Source organism: Acinetobacter sp. UBA3461 (assembly GCF_002381195.1).
Classification (GTDB): Bacteria; Pseudomonadota; Gammaproteobacteria; order Pseudomonadales; family Moraxellaceae; genus Acinetobacter; species Acinetobacter schindleri.
This window is the reverse complement of the sequence record NZ_DFRO01000027.1, coordinates 25,130-40,348: the sequence shown is the minus strand read 5'-3', so window position 1 is coordinate 40,348 and position 15,219 is coordinate 25,130. Positions and strand designations below refer to the sequence as shown.

Below are 15,219 nucleotides of genomic sequence, written 5' to 3'. Positions count from 1 at the left end.
TTTCGGGTACGCTCAACTTGGTTATACTGTTGCCGTTCTCACTTTTAAGATTGCCATGTTTGATTCGATTGCCCAGCAATTCATAGACCAAACCCTGAATGTACACGGTATGCAACTAACCATACGTCGGTTGGATCTGGTGCATCCACAGATTTCGGGCAACAAGTTTTTTAAGCTGAAATATAATTTTCTGCAAGCGCAACAACAAGAGTTTAAAAAGTTGCTGACTTTTGGCGGTGCTTATTCAAATCATATTGCAGCGACGGCATTTGCGGCACATCAGTTTGGTTTTGAAAGTATCGGCATTATTCGTGGTGAAGAACTTAAAGAAAAACCCTTAAATCCTACCTTAAAGACCGCGCAAGACTTTGGCATGCAGTTGCATTTTGTCAGCCGTGAAGATTATCGACGTAAACAGCAACCCGATTTTTTGGCAGAATTACAGCAGCAGTTTCCAGATCATTACGTGATTCCTGAAGGGGGTACCAATACGCTTGCTATTCAAGGCTGTCAGGAAATTTTAAAACCTGAAGATCGACAGTTTGATGTGATCTGTTGTGCAGTGGGTACAGGCGGTACAATTACAGGACTGATTGAAGCCAGTCAGAATCATCAACACATTTTAGGTTTTTCTGCACTGAAAGGGACATTCTTAACAGAAGATGTCGCCAAACTGACCCGCAAGAAAAACTGGCAGATTATGGATGACTATTGCTGTGGTGGTTATGCCAAAACTACAGCTGAACTGATTCAGTTTGTTCAGAACTTTGAAGCTGAATACGGTATTACTTTAGAACAGATTTATACCGGGAAAATGCTGATGGGCCTGACTGAGCTGATTGCAAAGGGTTATTTCCCTACTGGATCAAAGCTATTGGTTATTCATACTGGAGGCCTGCAAGGCAGAACCCCTGAGCTGCATGCAAATTAAACTGGATTAATCGGCTCATTATTATTTAAAGCCATCAAACCTTTGGCCAGACGGTAAATGTGCCAGATAAACACTACAAACAGAATCCCGAATCCAATCAGAATCGTGGTTAATAAGCCACCGATCAGATAACCGATTAAACTGACCCAGAAGGTTCGAATCTGCCAGTCGCTATGACTTTCCAGCCAGGTGCCGCGCATTTCATTGCGTTTCAGATAGTTCATAATAATGGCAACAATCGGTGTCAGGCCGACAAAGAAGCCCAGAATATACAGAATATAAGTGATCAGATTATATTGTTTTAATTGTTCGATATTCGCCATCAGTCTTTCTCCCGGGGCTTTCTATCCTCATGTATAAAACTATAGAAGCAGCTTTTCAGTATTTCAAATCAGTTGTGATGAATATCTGATGAATATCTGTAATTCGATTTGCTTAAGGATGAATAGAGAAAGCTGAAATAAAATTGTCTATAATGCTTTCCTTTTCTTCTCCCTTGAGTGTGTCATGTCTTCCAAGCAATACGATGTTCTAGTCATAGGTGCAGGTGCGTCAGGTTTAATGACAGCATATATGGCTGCGCAACGTGGTCGTCGTGTTGTCGTGGTTGAAAAGGCCAATAAGGTCGGTAAAAAGATCCTGATGTCTGGTGGTGGGAAATGTAACTTCACCAACCTGTACGTCGAGCCGGAAAATTTCATCACGCATAACCCTCATTTTGTTATTTCAGCTCTGACCCGTTATACCAACTGGGACTTCATTGGCATGGTGTGTGAGTACGGTATTGAATATGAAGAGCGTAAGCATGGGCAGCTATTTACGCTGAATGGCGCCAAAGAAATTCTGGCAATGCTGCTGTCTGAATGTGATAAGACCGGTCTGGTCGATATTAAAACGAGTTGTGAAGTCAAAGCAGTCAACGCGGTCGACGATCAAGGTTTGCAGGTTGCAACATCTTTGGGATATTTTGAAGTTGAATCTGTAGTGGTGGCTTCCGGTGGCCTGTCAATTCCGACCCTGGGTGGTTCTGGTATTGGCTATGAGATTGCCAAGCAATTTGGGCACTATATCTATCCGACCCGTGCCGGTCTAGTGCCATTTACCTTCTCGGATAATTTTAAAGAAGTTACGACGCGCTTAAGTGGTAATGCGGTAGAAGCAACTTTATCCAATGAGCTGAACAGCTTTACTGAAGCCCTGTTGTTTACCCATCGTGGCCTAAGTGGTCCAAGCTCGTTGCAATTGTCTAACTATTGGGATGTTGGTCAAAGCTTTAAGCTCGATTTCCTGCCAAGTGTGGATCTGTTTGATTTCTTCAAATCCAGAAAACAAAGCCAGCCAAAAGTCTTGTTACGGACCCTACTCACCGAGCACTTACCCAAAAGTGTGGTACTGGAATTACAGAATCTGATCTGGACTGAGGTTGCAGAAACCTCGATTGGCAATATCAGTGATGATAAACTGGAACAGATCGCCAAACGTCTGCACAGCTTTGAAGTGAAACCATCAGGCACCGAAGGCTATCGTACTGCCGAAGTAACGCTAGGGGGTGTAGATACGACTGAAGTTTCTTCCAAGACCATGGAAAGCAAGAAACAAAAAGGTTTGTTCTTTGTCGGTGAAATTCTGGATGTTACCGGACATCTGGGTGGATTTAATTTCCAATGGGCATGGTCATCGGCGCATGCCGCATCAGAATATGTTTAATTTATAAATACTCTAAAGTCAGTCTCAAGTTCACTCCAGATAGTCTGTTTTAAACAGCTTAAGATTGGCCGTATTTTCAAGGCGGTCAATCGTCAGCTGCATTTTTCGGCTGGCTTCTTGCAGATAATATGGGGCTACATTTGCAGTAGAGCTAATAAATTTAGACTGTTTTAATTTCCACATATTGTTGATCTCCTTTGTCTTTATATTATTAATGCAATAAAAATACCAAAATTAATTTAGTATTCATTTGAATATTCTATATTTTCAACATGACAATTCTATTTCAATGAATTAACAGGATTTTTCAGTTAAATTCGTCTGTATCCGGCATGTTCTTTTCCAGCGCTTGTTCAGAGCGCTTATCTGCTTTGCTCTTAACAAAGACAAATCTATAGGCAGCAGTAAAAAAGCCAATCGTAATTCCTGCAATCACTAAAGGTGCTAGAACTTTATTCGGTTTTTTTGCATTCATTCATTTTTCCTCATGACTGAACAAAATCGACCACTTAAGCGTGGCCGATTTTATTTGATTGGAACAGGTTAATTCAGGTCATCTTTCTTTGGACGACTATCGACATTCGGTTCGTCTTCACCTGTAGAGCCAAATGGATTATTGACTGGTGGATGAGTTGGATCGACGTCGAGTGAGTCCGGTACAGCCTGATCTATATCTGGAGTAACCTGATCAATACCCGATGCTTCATCATCCTGCGGTGCAGTAGTAAGTGATGCAGGAGTACTATTCGATAAGTCCGTACGCATTGGCGCATTGTCATCATTCTGACCTGGAGTAGGCACGATACTCGCTCCTGTTGTAGTAGCTGGTTCAGTCGCAGAAGTCGCACTACCTGAACCAAAAGCTGAAGTCATGATATTGGTATCTTTTTTCAAGGGATTTGGTTCTTTGCCTTCACGTTTGGCTTTATCAATCAAATCCGTCAGAACACGTTCTGCCGGCTGACGACCACCAAGACCGAATGCTAGAGCAAAAGCAACTGCTACTGCGCCCAGAGTCAGACCGAATGCAAGGTTTACAATCGAATCGGCAATGCCCATTGCGCGTAAGCCCATTGCAACTACCAGACCCATAATCAGGACACGAACCAGATTAGCTAACCAGCGGGAACTGTTATATTCACCGCGCTGCACTACATTCGCAACCACATTTGCCAGCCAGAAGCCAACCACCAGAATCACTGCGCCGAGCAGGATGTTCGCACCGAAGTAAATGAACATCGCAATCAGGCTACTTACCTGTTCAAAGCCAAGACGGTTCGCCGCTTCAGACACAGCAAACAGCATAGTGAACAGAATGATCAGGACACCCACGACATGCGAAATTTTAGTGGTACCCAAGAAGCGTTGTAAGTCTAGCTTGGCCGGAACTTCATCTACACCCGTACCTGCCAGAACTTCAGTAACCAGCTTCGCGACCAGTTTCGATACGACATAAGCCAGAATCAGAATCAGGGCTGCGGCAATGATATTTGGAATGGCATTCATTACCTCATACAACATCGCGGTTGCAGGTTGTGAAATCGCCTCAATACCGAGAGCTTCAAAAGCAATGATCAGTGCTGTAATAATAATCACAGCAAAGATGAAGGAACCAATCACCTGAGGAACATTAGAGTTCTTGAAGATGCCAACTTTTTCTGCCTGTTGCTGTACATTCAGACTACGCAATAAACCTTCTACAATGCCACGGATGATTTTCGCCAGAATATAGCCGACAAAAACAATCACACCGGCAATAAAGATATTAGGCAGATAACCAACCACATCATTGACCATGTTCTGAACTGGATACAGCAGACCGCTTAAACCCAGAATCGAGAGTACGATAGGCAGGAATAACAACAGAATCAGCCAGTAAATAATTTCACTGATATTCTCACTTAATGGCTTTACACCAACTTCTGAACTGAGTTTTTCATCCAGTTGAGTACGGTCAAGCAACTTCTGTAGTCCTACCTTGACCAGATTGGCAACAATCCAGCCAATGAATCCGACAGCAATCGCAGCAAGTAATTGAGGGATAAACAGCAGGAAACGCTGAATCATGTTACTGAACGGTCCACTGACATTGGTTAGATTCAGCACATTCAGTGCACCAATAACTGCCATGATCAGGATTAACCAGAAGACAATTCTTGTGATGATATTTTCAATATTGGAACGATGGCCAGTCGCATGGTTTAGCCGCTCATTCGTGCCAAGCTTTTGCAGGATTTTTTTTACGCCTGCAGAGACCAGTAATGCAATAACCCAGCCTATCAGCAGGATCGCCACTGCACTTAATATGGGATGAAACTGTTCCCAATAGTACATGGCATCATAACCGCCTGGGCCTCTCATATATTCATTCATGTTGTCATGCCCTCTATGGTTTTACTTTATTTATAAGTATTTACAGACTTCTTTTTTGGAAAGTTGTAAAGCCGTCTGTCATGCATTATTCACATTAGAATTGGAGCTTTTTTTATTCAATTGAGAAATGCACAACTACAACAAATCCGCACATTAGATTGCAAAAAAGCCCTGATTCTTAACCAGGGCTTTTTAAGAGGGTGCTTACTGACCAGCACCTCGACTAGATCCTTCTGAGTCGGTTGCTATACCAACATCCATACCTCCCGCTGTATCTTCTGCGGTGGCTTCAGTCGTACCAGTAACACCACTTAAGTTCGCAGGCTGATTCAGATCCTGACTACGCCCTTCCTCTGACTGAACTGGGGTCGTATTGTTCATGGTTGCTGGTTGAGCTTGCGGATTTGGATGACCCGGAGGTGCTTCTTCTGGTGAAGGCTTAATATCGGCAAACATATAAAGTAGCAATGCCAGTAGGAAGACACCCACTAAAATTAAAATATAGACAGGGATTCTTTTCTTCTGCCGTGTATCTTCATCATAGCCTGAAGGTGGTGTTTTGTTGAAATCATTAGCCATAACCATCCTCACTGTTTTTTATTCATGTGTGGATTTCATCATAACAAGTTGATTTTTTAACTTGTGTGACAAAAATAAGTGAGATGGTGACGGCGTGTAAGTCTGTAACAGCGTAGAAGTTTCTACGCTATTGGTTATTTAAATAATCCTTTGCCTGGCTCATGCTGAACTTCAACCAATGTTTCATGTTCATCTTTCAGCTGTACCCCTGAACGCTGCAATGTACAGGATTTTTGCATGAGTGCGATTAATCGTTGGATCGCCAGCGGATAGGACAGACCTGCCGGCCGAACATTGGAGATACAGTTTCTGAGTGCATCATGGCAGCCTTTAAAAGCATTATAAGTATAATAAATTCCCATACTATCCGGAGAACTTAAGCCTGGACGTTCACCAATGAGCATCACCAGCATTTTGGCTTTTAACATTTCTGCAATCTCATCTCCCAGTGCGACACGGCTACCACGGGCAATAATTAGAGGTGCGACCCTCCAGCCTTGTACTTTGCAAGCCTCTACCAAAGCAGGAATAAAGTGTGGTGTATTTTCTTCAATAGCACGTGCAGATAGTCCATCTCCCGCGACAATCACCACATCCCAAGTGTCCTGATGTTCATTCCGGTATTGCTGTAACATCATTTTAGATTCATCAGACAGGATACGGCCCAAATCGGGGCGTTTTAAATAGAAATCCTTTTCCACTGCCTGGCTTTCAATGTCTAAAATCGTTAGACCAGTCCTGCTTAGACTTGCTTTAAGTTGGTCAGCAGCAAGTGATTTAAGCACAGCATCTTTGGCTTGGGCATGTGCCAGCTGAAACTCCAGACTTGGTCGGGTTGGTAAACTGCCACCTGCCCGGCCTAAGGCTATACGCGCATCGGTATAGGCTTTGAGCTGTTGCCAGGGATTGTCTTGCAGCTGTGACTGAAATTGCACATCAGGAACCAGTTTCATCATCACTCCTTAAGACAGCATCAAACGGGAAAACTGTTTGGGTAATTCAGTCGGCCACTGCAACTGATGGGCTTGCTGAGAAAGAATACCCTGCTGTTGCAGCCAGTGGTCAAATTCCGGCGCCGGTTTTAAACCTAATAACTGACGAATATATAAAGCATCATGGAAAGAGGTAGTTTGATAGTTCAGCATTACATCATCTGAACCCGGAATCCCCATGATAAAATTCAGTCCGGCATTGGCGAGTAGAGTCAGCAGTACATCCATGTCATCCTGATCTGCATCGGCATGGTTGGTATAGCAAATATCACAACCCATCGGCACGCCGAGCAGCTTGCCACAGAAATGATCCTCCAATCCTGCCCGGATAATCTGCTTGCCGTTATACAGATATTCCGGCCCAATAAAACCGACCACGGTATTGACCAATAAAGGGTTAAACTTACGTGCCACGGCGTAGGCACGTGCTTCCAAAGTCTGCTGATCGACACCATAATGACCATTACTGGACAAAGCACTGCCCTGTCCGGTTTCAAAATACATCACATTCTGACCCACTGTGCCACGTTTCAGGCTTAAAGTCGCTTCATAACCTTCCTGTAAAAGTTCCAGATTAATACCGAAACCGGTATTGGCTTTTTCAGTTCCAGCAATGGACTGAAACATTAGGTCGATCGGGATATTTTTATTCACCAGCTGAATGCCAGAGGTGATATGGGTCAGCACACAGGATTGAGTCGGAATCTGATATTCATGAATAATGTGATCCAATAATTTTAATAACTCAGAGAGGTTTTGCAGGTTGTCAGTCGCAGGATTAATCCCGATCACCGCATCACCACTGCCATACATCAGCCCATCCAGAATGGAGGCAGAAATTCCCATCAGATCATCAGTGGGATGATTCGGCTGCAAGCGGGTGGAAAGATGTCCTTCCAGTCCGATGGTGTTTCTAAACCGCGTGACTACACGACATTTTTTTGCCACCAGAATCAGATCCTGATTCCGCATGATTTTACTGACCGCTGCCACCATTTCCGGGATCAGACCCATTTTTAAAGCTGTCAACTTTTCAGTCGTGGCATCTGTACTCAACAGCCAGTTTCGGAAATCCCCCACAGTAAAATGCGAGATCGGATAGAAGGCAGCGGCATCATGTTCATCCAGAATCAGTTGGGTCACTTCATCCTGTTCATAAGGAATTAAAGCCTCATTTAAAAACTGCTTTAACGGTACTTCTGCCAGACACATTTGTGCAGCAACCCGCTCAGTTGCATCATGGGCAGCAATCCCTGCCAGCTGATCGCCAGACCGTTCAGGGCTAGCCTTGGCCATCAGCGTTTTTAAGTCTTCAAAAATATAGTGCTGATTGACCACATTGATCTGATACAACATAAGCATGTGCTCCCTTTGCTTGATGGTTTTAGTTCAGTTCTTTTTCTGCCGCTTCAATACGGGCAAATTCTTCTTCCGGTGTGCCTGCCACCAGATGATGACGGCTATACAACAGGAAGTAGAGAATCAGTACTACATAAATCGCAGCTGCCATTAACCAGACTTTTGGATCGACAAGGAAGCCAGCGACCACTGCAATCGCAGCCAAAACCAAAGCAATCGATGCGGTCACAATACCGCCCGGTGCTTGATAAGGACGTGCCAGATTTGGTCGAGATACTTTGAGTTTGATGTAGGACATCATCATCAATACATAGGAAATCGTCGCGCCAAAAACTGCCATAAGGATCAGCAGATCACCTTCACCTGAAAGTGACAGCAGAAAGCCAATAATCCCTGGAATGATGATCGCCAGATACGGCGCATGATTGCCGTTGGTTAAGGACAGTTTTTTCGGTAAGTAACCGGCACGTGACAGTGCAAAAATCTGACGGGAATAGGCATAAATAATCGAGAAAAAACTCGCGATCAGACCCGCCAGCCCGACAAAATTCACAAAACTTGCCATCCAGGTATTGGCGCCATACACTGCAACCAAGGCATCCACCAGTGGTGCACCGGAATCTTTCAGCGTATCTGCACCAGCTGCGCCAGGACCGAGCAGCAAAATACTCAGGGCAAAAAATGCCAGAATCAGCATGGAACCAATCAGGCCACGCGGCAAGGATTTGGCCGGATCTTTGGCTTCCTCAGCTGCCAGTGGCACGCCTTCAACTGCCAGAAAAAACCAGATCGCATAAGGCACTGCTGCCCAAATGCCCAGATAACCCAATGGCAGGAAACTACTTGCACCGACCGCTTCTGTACTGACTGCAATATCAAACAGGTTTGCACTATTAAAATGCGGCAGCATGCCAAAGATGAATACCATCAAGGCAACCGCAGCAATTGCAGTAATAATAAACATAATCTTCAGCGCTTCACCCGCGCCTTTAAGATGCAATCCCATAAAGATCAGATAGCTGACCAGATAAATGATCCAGCCGCCAATACCAAATAAGGCTTCGCAATAGGCACCGATAAAGCAGGCAATCGCCGCCGGTGCAATCGCATATTCAATCAGGATCGCGCTACCTGTCAGATAACCACCGAATGGACCAAAAGCAGTACGGGCAAAACTGTAACCACCGCCTGCAGTCGGCAGCATGGTCGACATTTCCGACATGGCCAGACACATGCACAGATACATCAATGCCACCACAACAGTAGCAATAAACATCCCGCCCCAACCCGCCTGAGCCAGACCAAAATTCCAGCCGGCAAAGTCACCGGAAATCACATAAGCCACCCCTAAACCCACGAGGAGCAGCCAGCCTACAGCACCTTTTTTTAGCTGTCGCAGGGCAAAATAATCTTCTTGTACTGTTGTTTGGGTGACGCCGGTATCGATGACACTTTTTGACTCTGACATAGCAACCTCTTTGTTTTTATCTTTGTTCCCTGAGGATATGCATAAGCCGTACCAGTTCATCCATTGTCCAGGGAAAGCAAACTGAATCGCTGCCCTATCGGTACGAAATGCGCTATAATCATCCACCTCCTATTTATACACTCGATTTTTATGGCGTATCGTCAACAAAGTGTATCGCTTGATCTTGACACTGACGTCACACATCAATGTGCGTTACACCACACCCGCGATCAGCATCTGATTGGAATTATTGAATTCAGCAAGCCAAGCTTTTTGCTGCGCTGGCAGGATCTGGAATATTTCCGTCGTCGTACCGAAGAAATGTCGGTGATGCCATTCCCGGACTGCGTGAATGCAATGATCATTGATGTGCGTAATGTCGCAGCCTGGCTTGACAATGACGTGCCGATCATTCCATGGCGCTTACTGGAAGAAGAATGTCCGGTACGTCTGGTCGTGCCTGCTGAACGCCTCGAACATTATGCCGGTTTCTTTGAACCGACCTGGCTGACCTCTAATGTAGAGACAGCGATCCAGGAAATCCGGGACTTTATGGATATGTTTGTCCATTAAGAGATACAAAATAAAAAACCTCCGACATGGAGGTTTTTTTGTGTCTAAAGAAAATAAAAGTCTCCCTTTACTAAAGGGGGATTTAGGGGGATTCTGGTTTCAGGAAATATTTTTTAATTTAATCCCTTCCCTTGCGCAGCGATACTGTTCACCCCGAAGAACGAGGGAGAATAATGCTTACCAATAATTCTCGACTGCAATATTTCCTTCACCACGACGGTTCATGGTCAAGCCACGTGCTTTTAATGCTTCTTTGGTATCTTCAACCATATCCGGATTACCGCAGAGCATGACATGGCTGGTTTCAGGATTAAGCTGCATAGCTACGGCTTTTTCCAGTTCACCATTTGCAATCAGAACCGGTAAACGGTCATGCAATGCTGCTTCAGGATCACGGGTAATAATTGGAATAAATTTAAAACCGCTATGTCCTTCACCAAAGCTTTCTGCAATTTCCTGAATACGCTCTACATAAGCCAGTTCAGCTTGCGTACGCACGCTATAGACCAGATTAATTTGCTTATAGTTATTCCAGGTTTCAAAGTCTTGCAGCATGGATAAAAATGGCGCCAAACCTGTACCTGTTCCTAGTAACCATAAATCTTGTGGTAATGGCAGCTGGTAACGTGCCAAGGTCAGATAACCATAAGGAATCTTTTCCAGGTAAAGTTCATCACCCACTTTAAGATGTTGTAAATTTGAAGTAAATTTACCTTCAGGCACCACGATTGAGAAAAACTCCAAGGTTTCATCGAAAGGTGAAGACACCACTGAATATGCCCGGACAACGAGTTCATCTCCTATCTTCAAGCCAATACGCGCAAACTGCCCTGCAGTAAACTTGAAATGTGCAGGTCTGGTCATGGTGAAACTAAACAGCGTATCGGTCCAACGGTGTACAGATAAAACCTTTTCTAAGCTAAATTTTTCAATAGACATGATTCAAACGTGGCATCAAAGACTATGCTCATGGTAGCATGACAGCATAATTTATTAATATTTTTTAAATGTTAAGGCTCTATTCATGCGCATGACTCTACGCCAGTTGGCTGTTTTTGTAGCAGTTGCTCAAGAAGGCACCGTCACCAAAGCCAGTGATGCAGTCAAACTCACCCAAAGTGCGGCGAGTATGGCTTTAGCAGATTTAGAAGATGGTCTTGGTGCACCTTTATTTGACCGTCTAGGCAAGCGTTTACAGCTGAATGACTTAGGTCGTTTTCTTCTCCCGCAAGCACTTGAAATTCTTGGTCGTTGTGAAGCTTTTGAACAAGCCGCTAAAGGTGAACTGCAAAGCATTGACCTGCGTCTCGGTGCGACCCTGACCATTTCCGACTATCTGATGCCAGACCTGATGGCGGATTTTTTAAAAATCCAGCCACAGGCACACTTGCAACTTCAGGTGGGTAATACTCGCCAGATGATTGAAGCCGTGAACCAGTTCCAGCTGGATTTAGCTTTAATTGAAGGTTCCTGCCACTTGCCACAGCTGCAATGCATCCATTGGCGTGATGATGAACTCGCAGTGTGCTGTGCTCCGGATCATCCACTTGCTCAGTTAAACCGTCCACTGACTGCTGAAGACTTTAAATCTGTAGAATGGATTCTTCGTGAAGAAGGTTCAGGTACGCGCGAAGTCTTTGACAATGCCATTCTGCAAGATGTTCCAGATGCTAATATCCGTCTGACACTCGGTCATAACGAGGCAATTCTGAAGATTGTCGCAGGTGGCATAGGTATGTCCTGTATTTCTAAACTGGCAATTGAACCTTTACGTGAAAAAGGTCAGTTGGTGATTCTTGATACACCCTTCTGGTCTCTGACCCGTCCATTATTTATGCTGGTACACCGTCAGAAGTATCAAGGTCCAGGTTTAAAAGCTTTTATGAAATTCTGTGAAGCCTAAATTTCTGTTCAAATTAAAAAAGCGCCTTAAGGCGCTTTTTTAAGAATGGGACAAATATCTTATTAAAAACTGAAGACTGACCTAAATTTCTCCAAATATCATGAATCCAAGCGCTGATACAAAAGCCAGCCAGAGTGTAGGACTAAAGAAAATACTGTTACGTACTGGAACAGCCACCACGGCAGGTGCTAGAGATGGCAGTACGACTACATCAGGAACAAATTCCTGTTGGGGTTTGATATCTAGACGCACCATATTGTCCAGTTGAATCTTATTCTGTTCTTCAATGATTCTGAATTTAAGCCGTTCCCCAACTTGAGGCATTATTTCAGGTGAAGGTAACTGCTGTAACTGGAAACTCAACTCCTGTGCCGTGTTTGCCAGTTCAATGCTTCCGGTACCGCTTAGGGAGTCATAGGTTTTAACTCTTCCATCTGTAAACATGATATATGTCCCTGAATCATCATAGATGCGTATTTTAAGTGGAAGACCATAAGATATATTGTGAGCTTTAGTAGGTATTTTATTGTTTTAGCAACATCACATAGCATTTGAGTTAACAAACACGTTATAAAATTACATTAAATAAAAAATCAAATAAAAAGAGGCTCTAAAGCCCCTTTTCAGTTTAAATGGAAAGTAAAAATTTAACGTTTTAAGCTAGACAATAATTCAGTGGTAATTGAAGTATTTACCGCGACAGCCTTGGCTTTTTTCGCTTTCTTGGACTTATCAGCTACGCGTTCAATTTTAATAGCTTTGTACTTATCACCATTTTGAACCACGTTAAACTTTACTCGGTCATTACGCTTCGGCTCACCTGAGTCTGCAGGAAAATCCGAGATATGGAAAAATACATCGCCTTCTGGAGATGAAATAAAACCAAAGCCCTTCTCTGCATTGTATTGTTTGACTTTGCCTTGATATTGTTCAGAACTCATTTACATACCCTAATCTGACCATCATATTGTTCAGTATATAAAAAAGAGGCTATAAAAGCCCCCTTTCCTGTTCATCTTCAAAAATTAGTCTTTTTGAACCGAACCAAAAATTTTGTCGCCCGCATCGCCCAGACCTGGAACGATGTAACCATTTTCGTTCAAGCCATCGTCCACCGCAGCCGTAAAGATCACCACGTCTGGATGTGCTGCTTCAACACGTTTAATACCTTCTGGTGCAGCAACCAGTACCATCACACGAATGTCTTTACAGCCGCTTGCTTTCAGCACATCAATTGCAGCCACCAGAGAAGAACCCGTCGCCAGCATTGGATCAATGATCATCGCAATACGGTTTTGTACATCTGGTACCAGTTTTTTATAGTAAGTCCGTGCTTCTAAAGTTTCTTCATCACGCTCAAGACCCAGTACAGATACTTTAGCGCTTGGAATCAGGTTCAAAAAACCATCCAGCATACCAATGCCGGCGCGTAGAATTGGCACAACGGTAATTTTCTTACCAGCGATACGGTCTACAGTAACTGAGCCGTTCCAACCGTCAATTTCATGCTCAACAACAGGAAGATCCTTAGTCGCTTCATAAGTCAAGAGCATGGTCACTTCTTGAGCCAGCTCACGGAAGTTCTTGGTACTGATGTCTGCACGACGAAGTAAACCGAGTTTATGTCGGATTAAAGGATGACGGATTTCATGGATAGCCACGGGAGAACACCTAAAAGGTTAAAGATAAATTGCTGCTTATTATAAAGCGATTTTCGTTTTTATATAAATAAAAAAGCCCCCTATTGAGGGGGCTTTTTTTGTAATAACGTTCTAATCTTTCGATTAATTAGTTATAACCGCTTTGCACCAGAGTGAAAATGAACTGTTGAAGCTCAGGTGAGATTGCAAAGAAAGCAAGCTTAGAGAATGCAATCATTGGATCTGGATAAACACCCAGGATCAGTACCAGTGCAGCCACTGCCAGCACCATGATACCACCCACTTTTTGCCCCCAGTGATTTACAGCGTCAAGACGAGGCGTTTCTGGTGGAGTCATGTACATTACCACCATTACACGCAGGTAGTAATACAGACCAATACCTGAACCCAGGATAACCATTGCAGCAAGGAACCAAGACTCGCCAGCTACCGCAGTTTTCACCACCAGGAACTTACCAATAAAGCCCGCTGTTAATGGAATACCAGCCAGAGACAGCATCATCACCGTTAATACAGCAGTCAATACTGGACGGCGCCAGAACAGACCACGATACTCAGCCAGGCTACCTGCTTCATCGGTGTTGTTGTACGGACTAGACATCAGGGTTACCACACCGAATGCACCGATTGTCGTCAACACATAAGTGATGATATACACATTCACGCTTTCAAATGTCGCGAAGCCCTGGATTTGCAGGAAGTCAGAGTTACGTGCAGAAACGATGGCAACCAGTACATAACCGAAGTGAGCAATTGAAGAGTATGCAAGGATACGTTTCAGATTCACCTGTTTCACTGCCAGCAAGTTACCAGCAAGAATCGAAAGCACTGCAAGGATCGTAATGATGGTGACGAAGCTGTCTGCCAGGATTAAACCTGAAGACAATACATAACGCACAAACAGACCCAACATTGCTACTTTTGCAACAGTCGCAAGGAAAGTTGCAACTGGTGATGGAGCACCTGCATATACGTCTGGTGTCCACTTGTGGAATGGTGCAAGCGATAATTTGAATGCCACAGCAAAGACAATTAACGCAAGACCGATTACCACAGCTGGCTGGCTAAATGCAGAAAACATTTTGCCTGGTTCAGCAGTGAAGTTCAGTGTACCTGTGTACGCATAGATGTAAGCCATACCCATCAGCAGCATTGCAGATGCAGTTGCTGACAATACAAGGTATTTCACACCCGCTTCAAGCGACTGAGAACGTTGATGTGTATACGCCAACAGGCCGTAAACCGGAATCGACATTAATTCAAGGCTGATGAAGAATGAAGCATAGTGCGTGCTTGCCACCATCAACATTGCACCCGCAACCGAACACAACATCAAGATGTAGAGCTCTTCGCGGTTGTCTTTATAGGTTTCAATGTATGCATGTGACAGTGTGCTACACGCGAGTGCAGCAATCAGAATCACAAACTGGTACAGCATCGTAAACGGATCTACGATGAACAGGTTCATCACGTTGGCAGGTGCAAATTTACCCGCCAACAGGACAAAGATCATATATAACGCAGCCAGGTTTAAACCAATAACTGTCGTCGTCGCAACCAGGTTGTGGTTACGCTTAACTGCTGTCACCAGCATTGCAACGATCGCAGTCAACGCCACGATCATCACAGGTGCTAGGGGCATAAGCTCAGAAAAAGACATTGTGAAGTTCATG

Annotated in this window: 17 protein-coding genes; 4 read left to right on the top strand and 13 right to left on the bottom strand. The window is 44.1% G+C overall.

The genetic code is table 11. From position 1 onward, the window contains the following. Positions 1-55: 55 nt before the first annotated feature. On the top strand, positions 56-931 hold the full coding sequence (locus tag B3D47_RS07570) for a 1-aminocyclopropane-1-carboxylate deaminase/D-cysteine desulfhydrase (RefSeq protein ID WP_286861111.1): 876 nt from the start codon (positions 56-58) through the stop codon (positions 929-931). Here the strand turns inward: B3D47_RS07570 and B3D47_RS07565 are convergent. Then, the gene (locus B3D47_RS07565) at positions 928-1,254 is read right to left on the bottom strand and encodes a DUF4870 family protein (protein ID WP_004891726.1); all 327 of its coding nucleotides are present in this window, start codon (positions 1,252-1,254) and stop codon (positions 928-930) included. The two genes, B3D47_RS07570 and B3D47_RS07565, sit on opposite strands and share 4 nt — an antisense overlap. Before the next feature lie 184 nt (positions 1,255-1,438). Between B3D47_RS07565 and B3D47_RS07560 the strand changes: the two genes are divergently transcribed. Then, positions 1,439-2,638 carry an NAD(P)/FAD-dependent oxidoreductase gene (locus tag B3D47_RS07560; RefSeq protein WP_286861107.1) on the top strand — a complete coding sequence of 400 codons (1,200 nt, stop codon included), beginning with the start codon at positions 1,439-1,441 and terminating at the stop codon, positions 2,636-2,638. 30 nt (positions 2,639-2,668) lie between these two features. Here B3D47_RS07560 and B3D47_RS07555 read toward each other — a convergent pair whose 3' ends face one another. From B3D47_RS07555 to eat, 7 genes are all read right to left on the bottom strand, one after another. After that, positions 2,669-2,821 carry a hypothetical protein gene (locus B3D47_RS07555; RefSeq protein WP_286861104.1) on the bottom strand — a complete coding sequence of 51 codons (153 nt, stop codon included), beginning with the start codon at positions 2,819-2,821 and terminating at the stop codon, positions 2,669-2,671. A gap of 124 nt (positions 2,822-2,945) precedes the next feature. Beyond that, positions 2,946-3,113: a hypothetical protein gene (locus B3D47_RS07550; RefSeq protein ID WP_005223059.1), complete on the bottom strand. Its 168-nt coding sequence runs from the start codon at positions 3,111-3,113 to the stop codon at positions 2,946-2,948. A 68-nt stretch (positions 3,114-3,181) separates the two neighbouring features. Beyond that, entirely contained in the window at positions 3,182-5,011 is a 1,830-nt protein-coding gene (locus tag B3D47_RS07545) for a mechanosensitive ion channel (RefSeq protein WP_286861101.1), read from the bottom strand. Positions 5,012-5,215: 204 nt separating this feature from the next. After that, entirely contained in the window at positions 5,216-5,590 is a 375-nt protein-coding gene (locus B3D47_RS07540; protein ID WP_286861098.1) for a hypothetical protein, read from the bottom strand. A 134-nt stretch (positions 5,591-5,724) separates the two neighbouring features. Continuing rightward, positions 5,725-6,543: an ethanolamine ammonia-lyase subunit EutC gene (gene eutC, locus B3D47_RS07535; RefSeq protein ID WP_286861095.1), complete on the bottom strand. Its 819-nt coding sequence runs from the start codon at positions 6,541-6,543 to the stop codon at positions 5,725-5,727. 9 nt (positions 6,544-6,552) lie between these two features. Further along, on the bottom strand, positions 6,553-7,938 hold the full coding sequence (locus B3D47_RS07530) for an ethanolamine ammonia-lyase subunit EutB (RefSeq protein ID WP_286861092.1): 1,386 nt from the start codon (positions 7,936-7,938) through the stop codon (positions 6,553-6,555). Positions 7,939-7,966: 28 nt separating this feature from the next. Then, positions 7,967-9,409 carry an ethanolamine permease gene (gene eat / locus B3D47_RS07525; protein WP_286861089.1) on the bottom strand — a complete coding sequence of 481 codons (1,443 nt, stop codon included), beginning with the start codon at positions 9,407-9,409 and terminating at the stop codon, positions 7,967-7,969. A 150-nt stretch (positions 9,410-9,559) separates the two neighbouring features. On the opposite strand from eat, the gene B3D47_RS07520 reads away from it, so the two are divergent. Next, positions 9,560-9,982 carry a hypothetical protein gene (locus B3D47_RS07520; RefSeq protein ID WP_286861085.1) on the top strand — a complete coding sequence of 141 codons (423 nt, stop codon included), beginning with the start codon at positions 9,560-9,562 and terminating at the stop codon, positions 9,980-9,982. Positions 9,983-10,159: 177 nt separating this feature from the next. Here B3D47_RS07520 and B3D47_RS07515 read toward each other — a convergent pair whose 3' ends face one another. Further along, entirely contained in the window at positions 10,160-10,921 is a 762-nt protein-coding gene (locus B3D47_RS07515) for a ferredoxin--NADP reductase (protein ID WP_163169280.1), read from the bottom strand. An 85-nt stretch (positions 10,922-11,006) separates the two neighbouring features. On the opposite strand from B3D47_RS07515, the gene gigC reads away from it, so the two are divergent. Continuing rightward, complete coding sequence (gigC, locus tag B3D47_RS07510) at positions 11,007-11,885, top strand: LysR family transcriptional regulator GigC (protein WP_004814707.1); 879 nt, start codon at positions 11,007-11,009, stop codon at positions 11,883-11,885. Between the two features lie 81 nt (positions 11,886-11,966). Here the strand turns inward: gigC and B3D47_RS07505 are convergent, their stop codons facing one another. From B3D47_RS07505 to nuoN, 4 genes are all read right to left on the bottom strand, one after another. Next, complete coding sequence (locus B3D47_RS07505; protein WP_248603006.1) at positions 11,967-12,329, bottom strand: hypothetical protein; 363 nt, start codon at positions 12,327-12,329, stop codon at positions 11,967-11,969. Positions 12,330-12,532: 203 nt separating this feature from the next. Beyond that, a complete protein-coding gene (locus B3D47_RS07500; RefSeq protein WP_071321027.1) occupies positions 12,533-12,826 on the bottom strand; it encodes a cold shock domain-containing protein in 294 nt (97 codons plus the stop codon). Between the two features lie 84 nt (positions 12,827-12,910). After that, complete coding sequence (gene upp, locus B3D47_RS07495) at positions 12,911-13,546, bottom strand: uracil phosphoribosyltransferase (protein ID WP_004814701.1); 636 nt, start codon at positions 13,544-13,546, stop codon at positions 12,911-12,913. A 127-nt stretch (positions 13,547-13,673) separates the two neighbouring features. Next, a complete protein-coding gene (nuoN, locus tag B3D47_RS07490; protein ID WP_048882353.1) occupies positions 13,674-15,218 on the bottom strand; it encodes an NADH-quinone oxidoreductase subunit NuoN in 1,545 nt (514 codons plus the stop codon). Position 15,219: the final 1 nt, after the last annotated feature.

Coding starts and splice junctions, on each gene's coding strand:
- B3D47_RS07570 (WP_286861111.1), top strand. CDS start 56: ATGTTTGATTCGATTGCCCAGCAATTCATAGACCAAACCCTGAATGTA.
- B3D47_RS07565 (WP_004891726.1), bottom strand. CDS start 1,254: ATGGCGAATATCGAACAATTAAAACAATATAATCTGATCACTTATATT.
- B3D47_RS07560 (WP_286861107.1), top strand. CDS start 1,439: ATGTCTTCCAAGCAATACGATGTTCTAGTCATAGGTGCAGGTGCGTCA.
- B3D47_RS07555 (WP_286861104.1), bottom strand. CDS start 2,821: ATGTGGAAATTAAAACAGTCTAAATTTATTAGCTCTACTGCAAATGTA.
- B3D47_RS07550 (WP_005223059.1), bottom strand. CDS start 3,113: ATGAATGCAAAAAAACCGAATAAAGTTCTAGCACCTTTAGTGATTGCA.
- B3D47_RS07545 (WP_286861101.1), bottom strand. CDS start 5,011: ATGAATGAATATATGAGAGGCCCAGGCGGTTATGATGCCATGTACTAT.
- B3D47_RS07540 (WP_286861098.1), bottom strand. CDS start 5,590: ATGGCTAATGATTTCAACAAAACACCACCTTCAGGCTATGATGAAGAT.
- eutC (WP_286861095.1), bottom strand. CDS start 6,543: ATGAAACTGGTTCCTGATGTGCAATTTCAGTCACAGCTGCAAGACAAT.
- B3D47_RS07530 (WP_286861092.1), bottom strand. CDS start 7,938: ATGTTGTATCAGATCAATGTGGTCAATCAGCACTATATTTTTGAAGAC.
- eat (WP_286861089.1), bottom strand. CDS start 9,409: ATGTCAGAGTCAAAAAGTGTCATCGATACCGGCGTCACCCAAACAACA.
- B3D47_RS07520 (WP_286861085.1), top strand. CDS start 9,560: ATGGCGTATCGTCAACAAAGTGTATCGCTTGATCTTGACACTGACGTC.
- B3D47_RS07515 (WP_163169280.1), bottom strand. CDS start 10,921: ATGTCTATTGAAAAATTTAGCTTAGAAAAGGTTTTATCTGTACACCGT.
- gigC (WP_004814707.1), top strand. CDS start 11,007: ATGCGCATGACTCTACGCCAGTTGGCTGTTTTTGTAGCAGTTGCTCAA.
- B3D47_RS07505 (WP_248603006.1), bottom strand. CDS start 12,329: ATGTTTACAGATGGAAGAGTTAAAACCTATGACTCCCTAAGCGGTACC.
- B3D47_RS07500 (WP_071321027.1), bottom strand. CDS start 12,826: ATGAGTTCTGAACAATATCAAGGCAAAGTCAAACAATACAATGCAGAG.
- nuoN (WP_048882353.1), bottom strand. CDS start 15,218: ATGAACTTCACAATGTCTTTTTCTGAGCTTATGCCCCTAGCACCTGTG.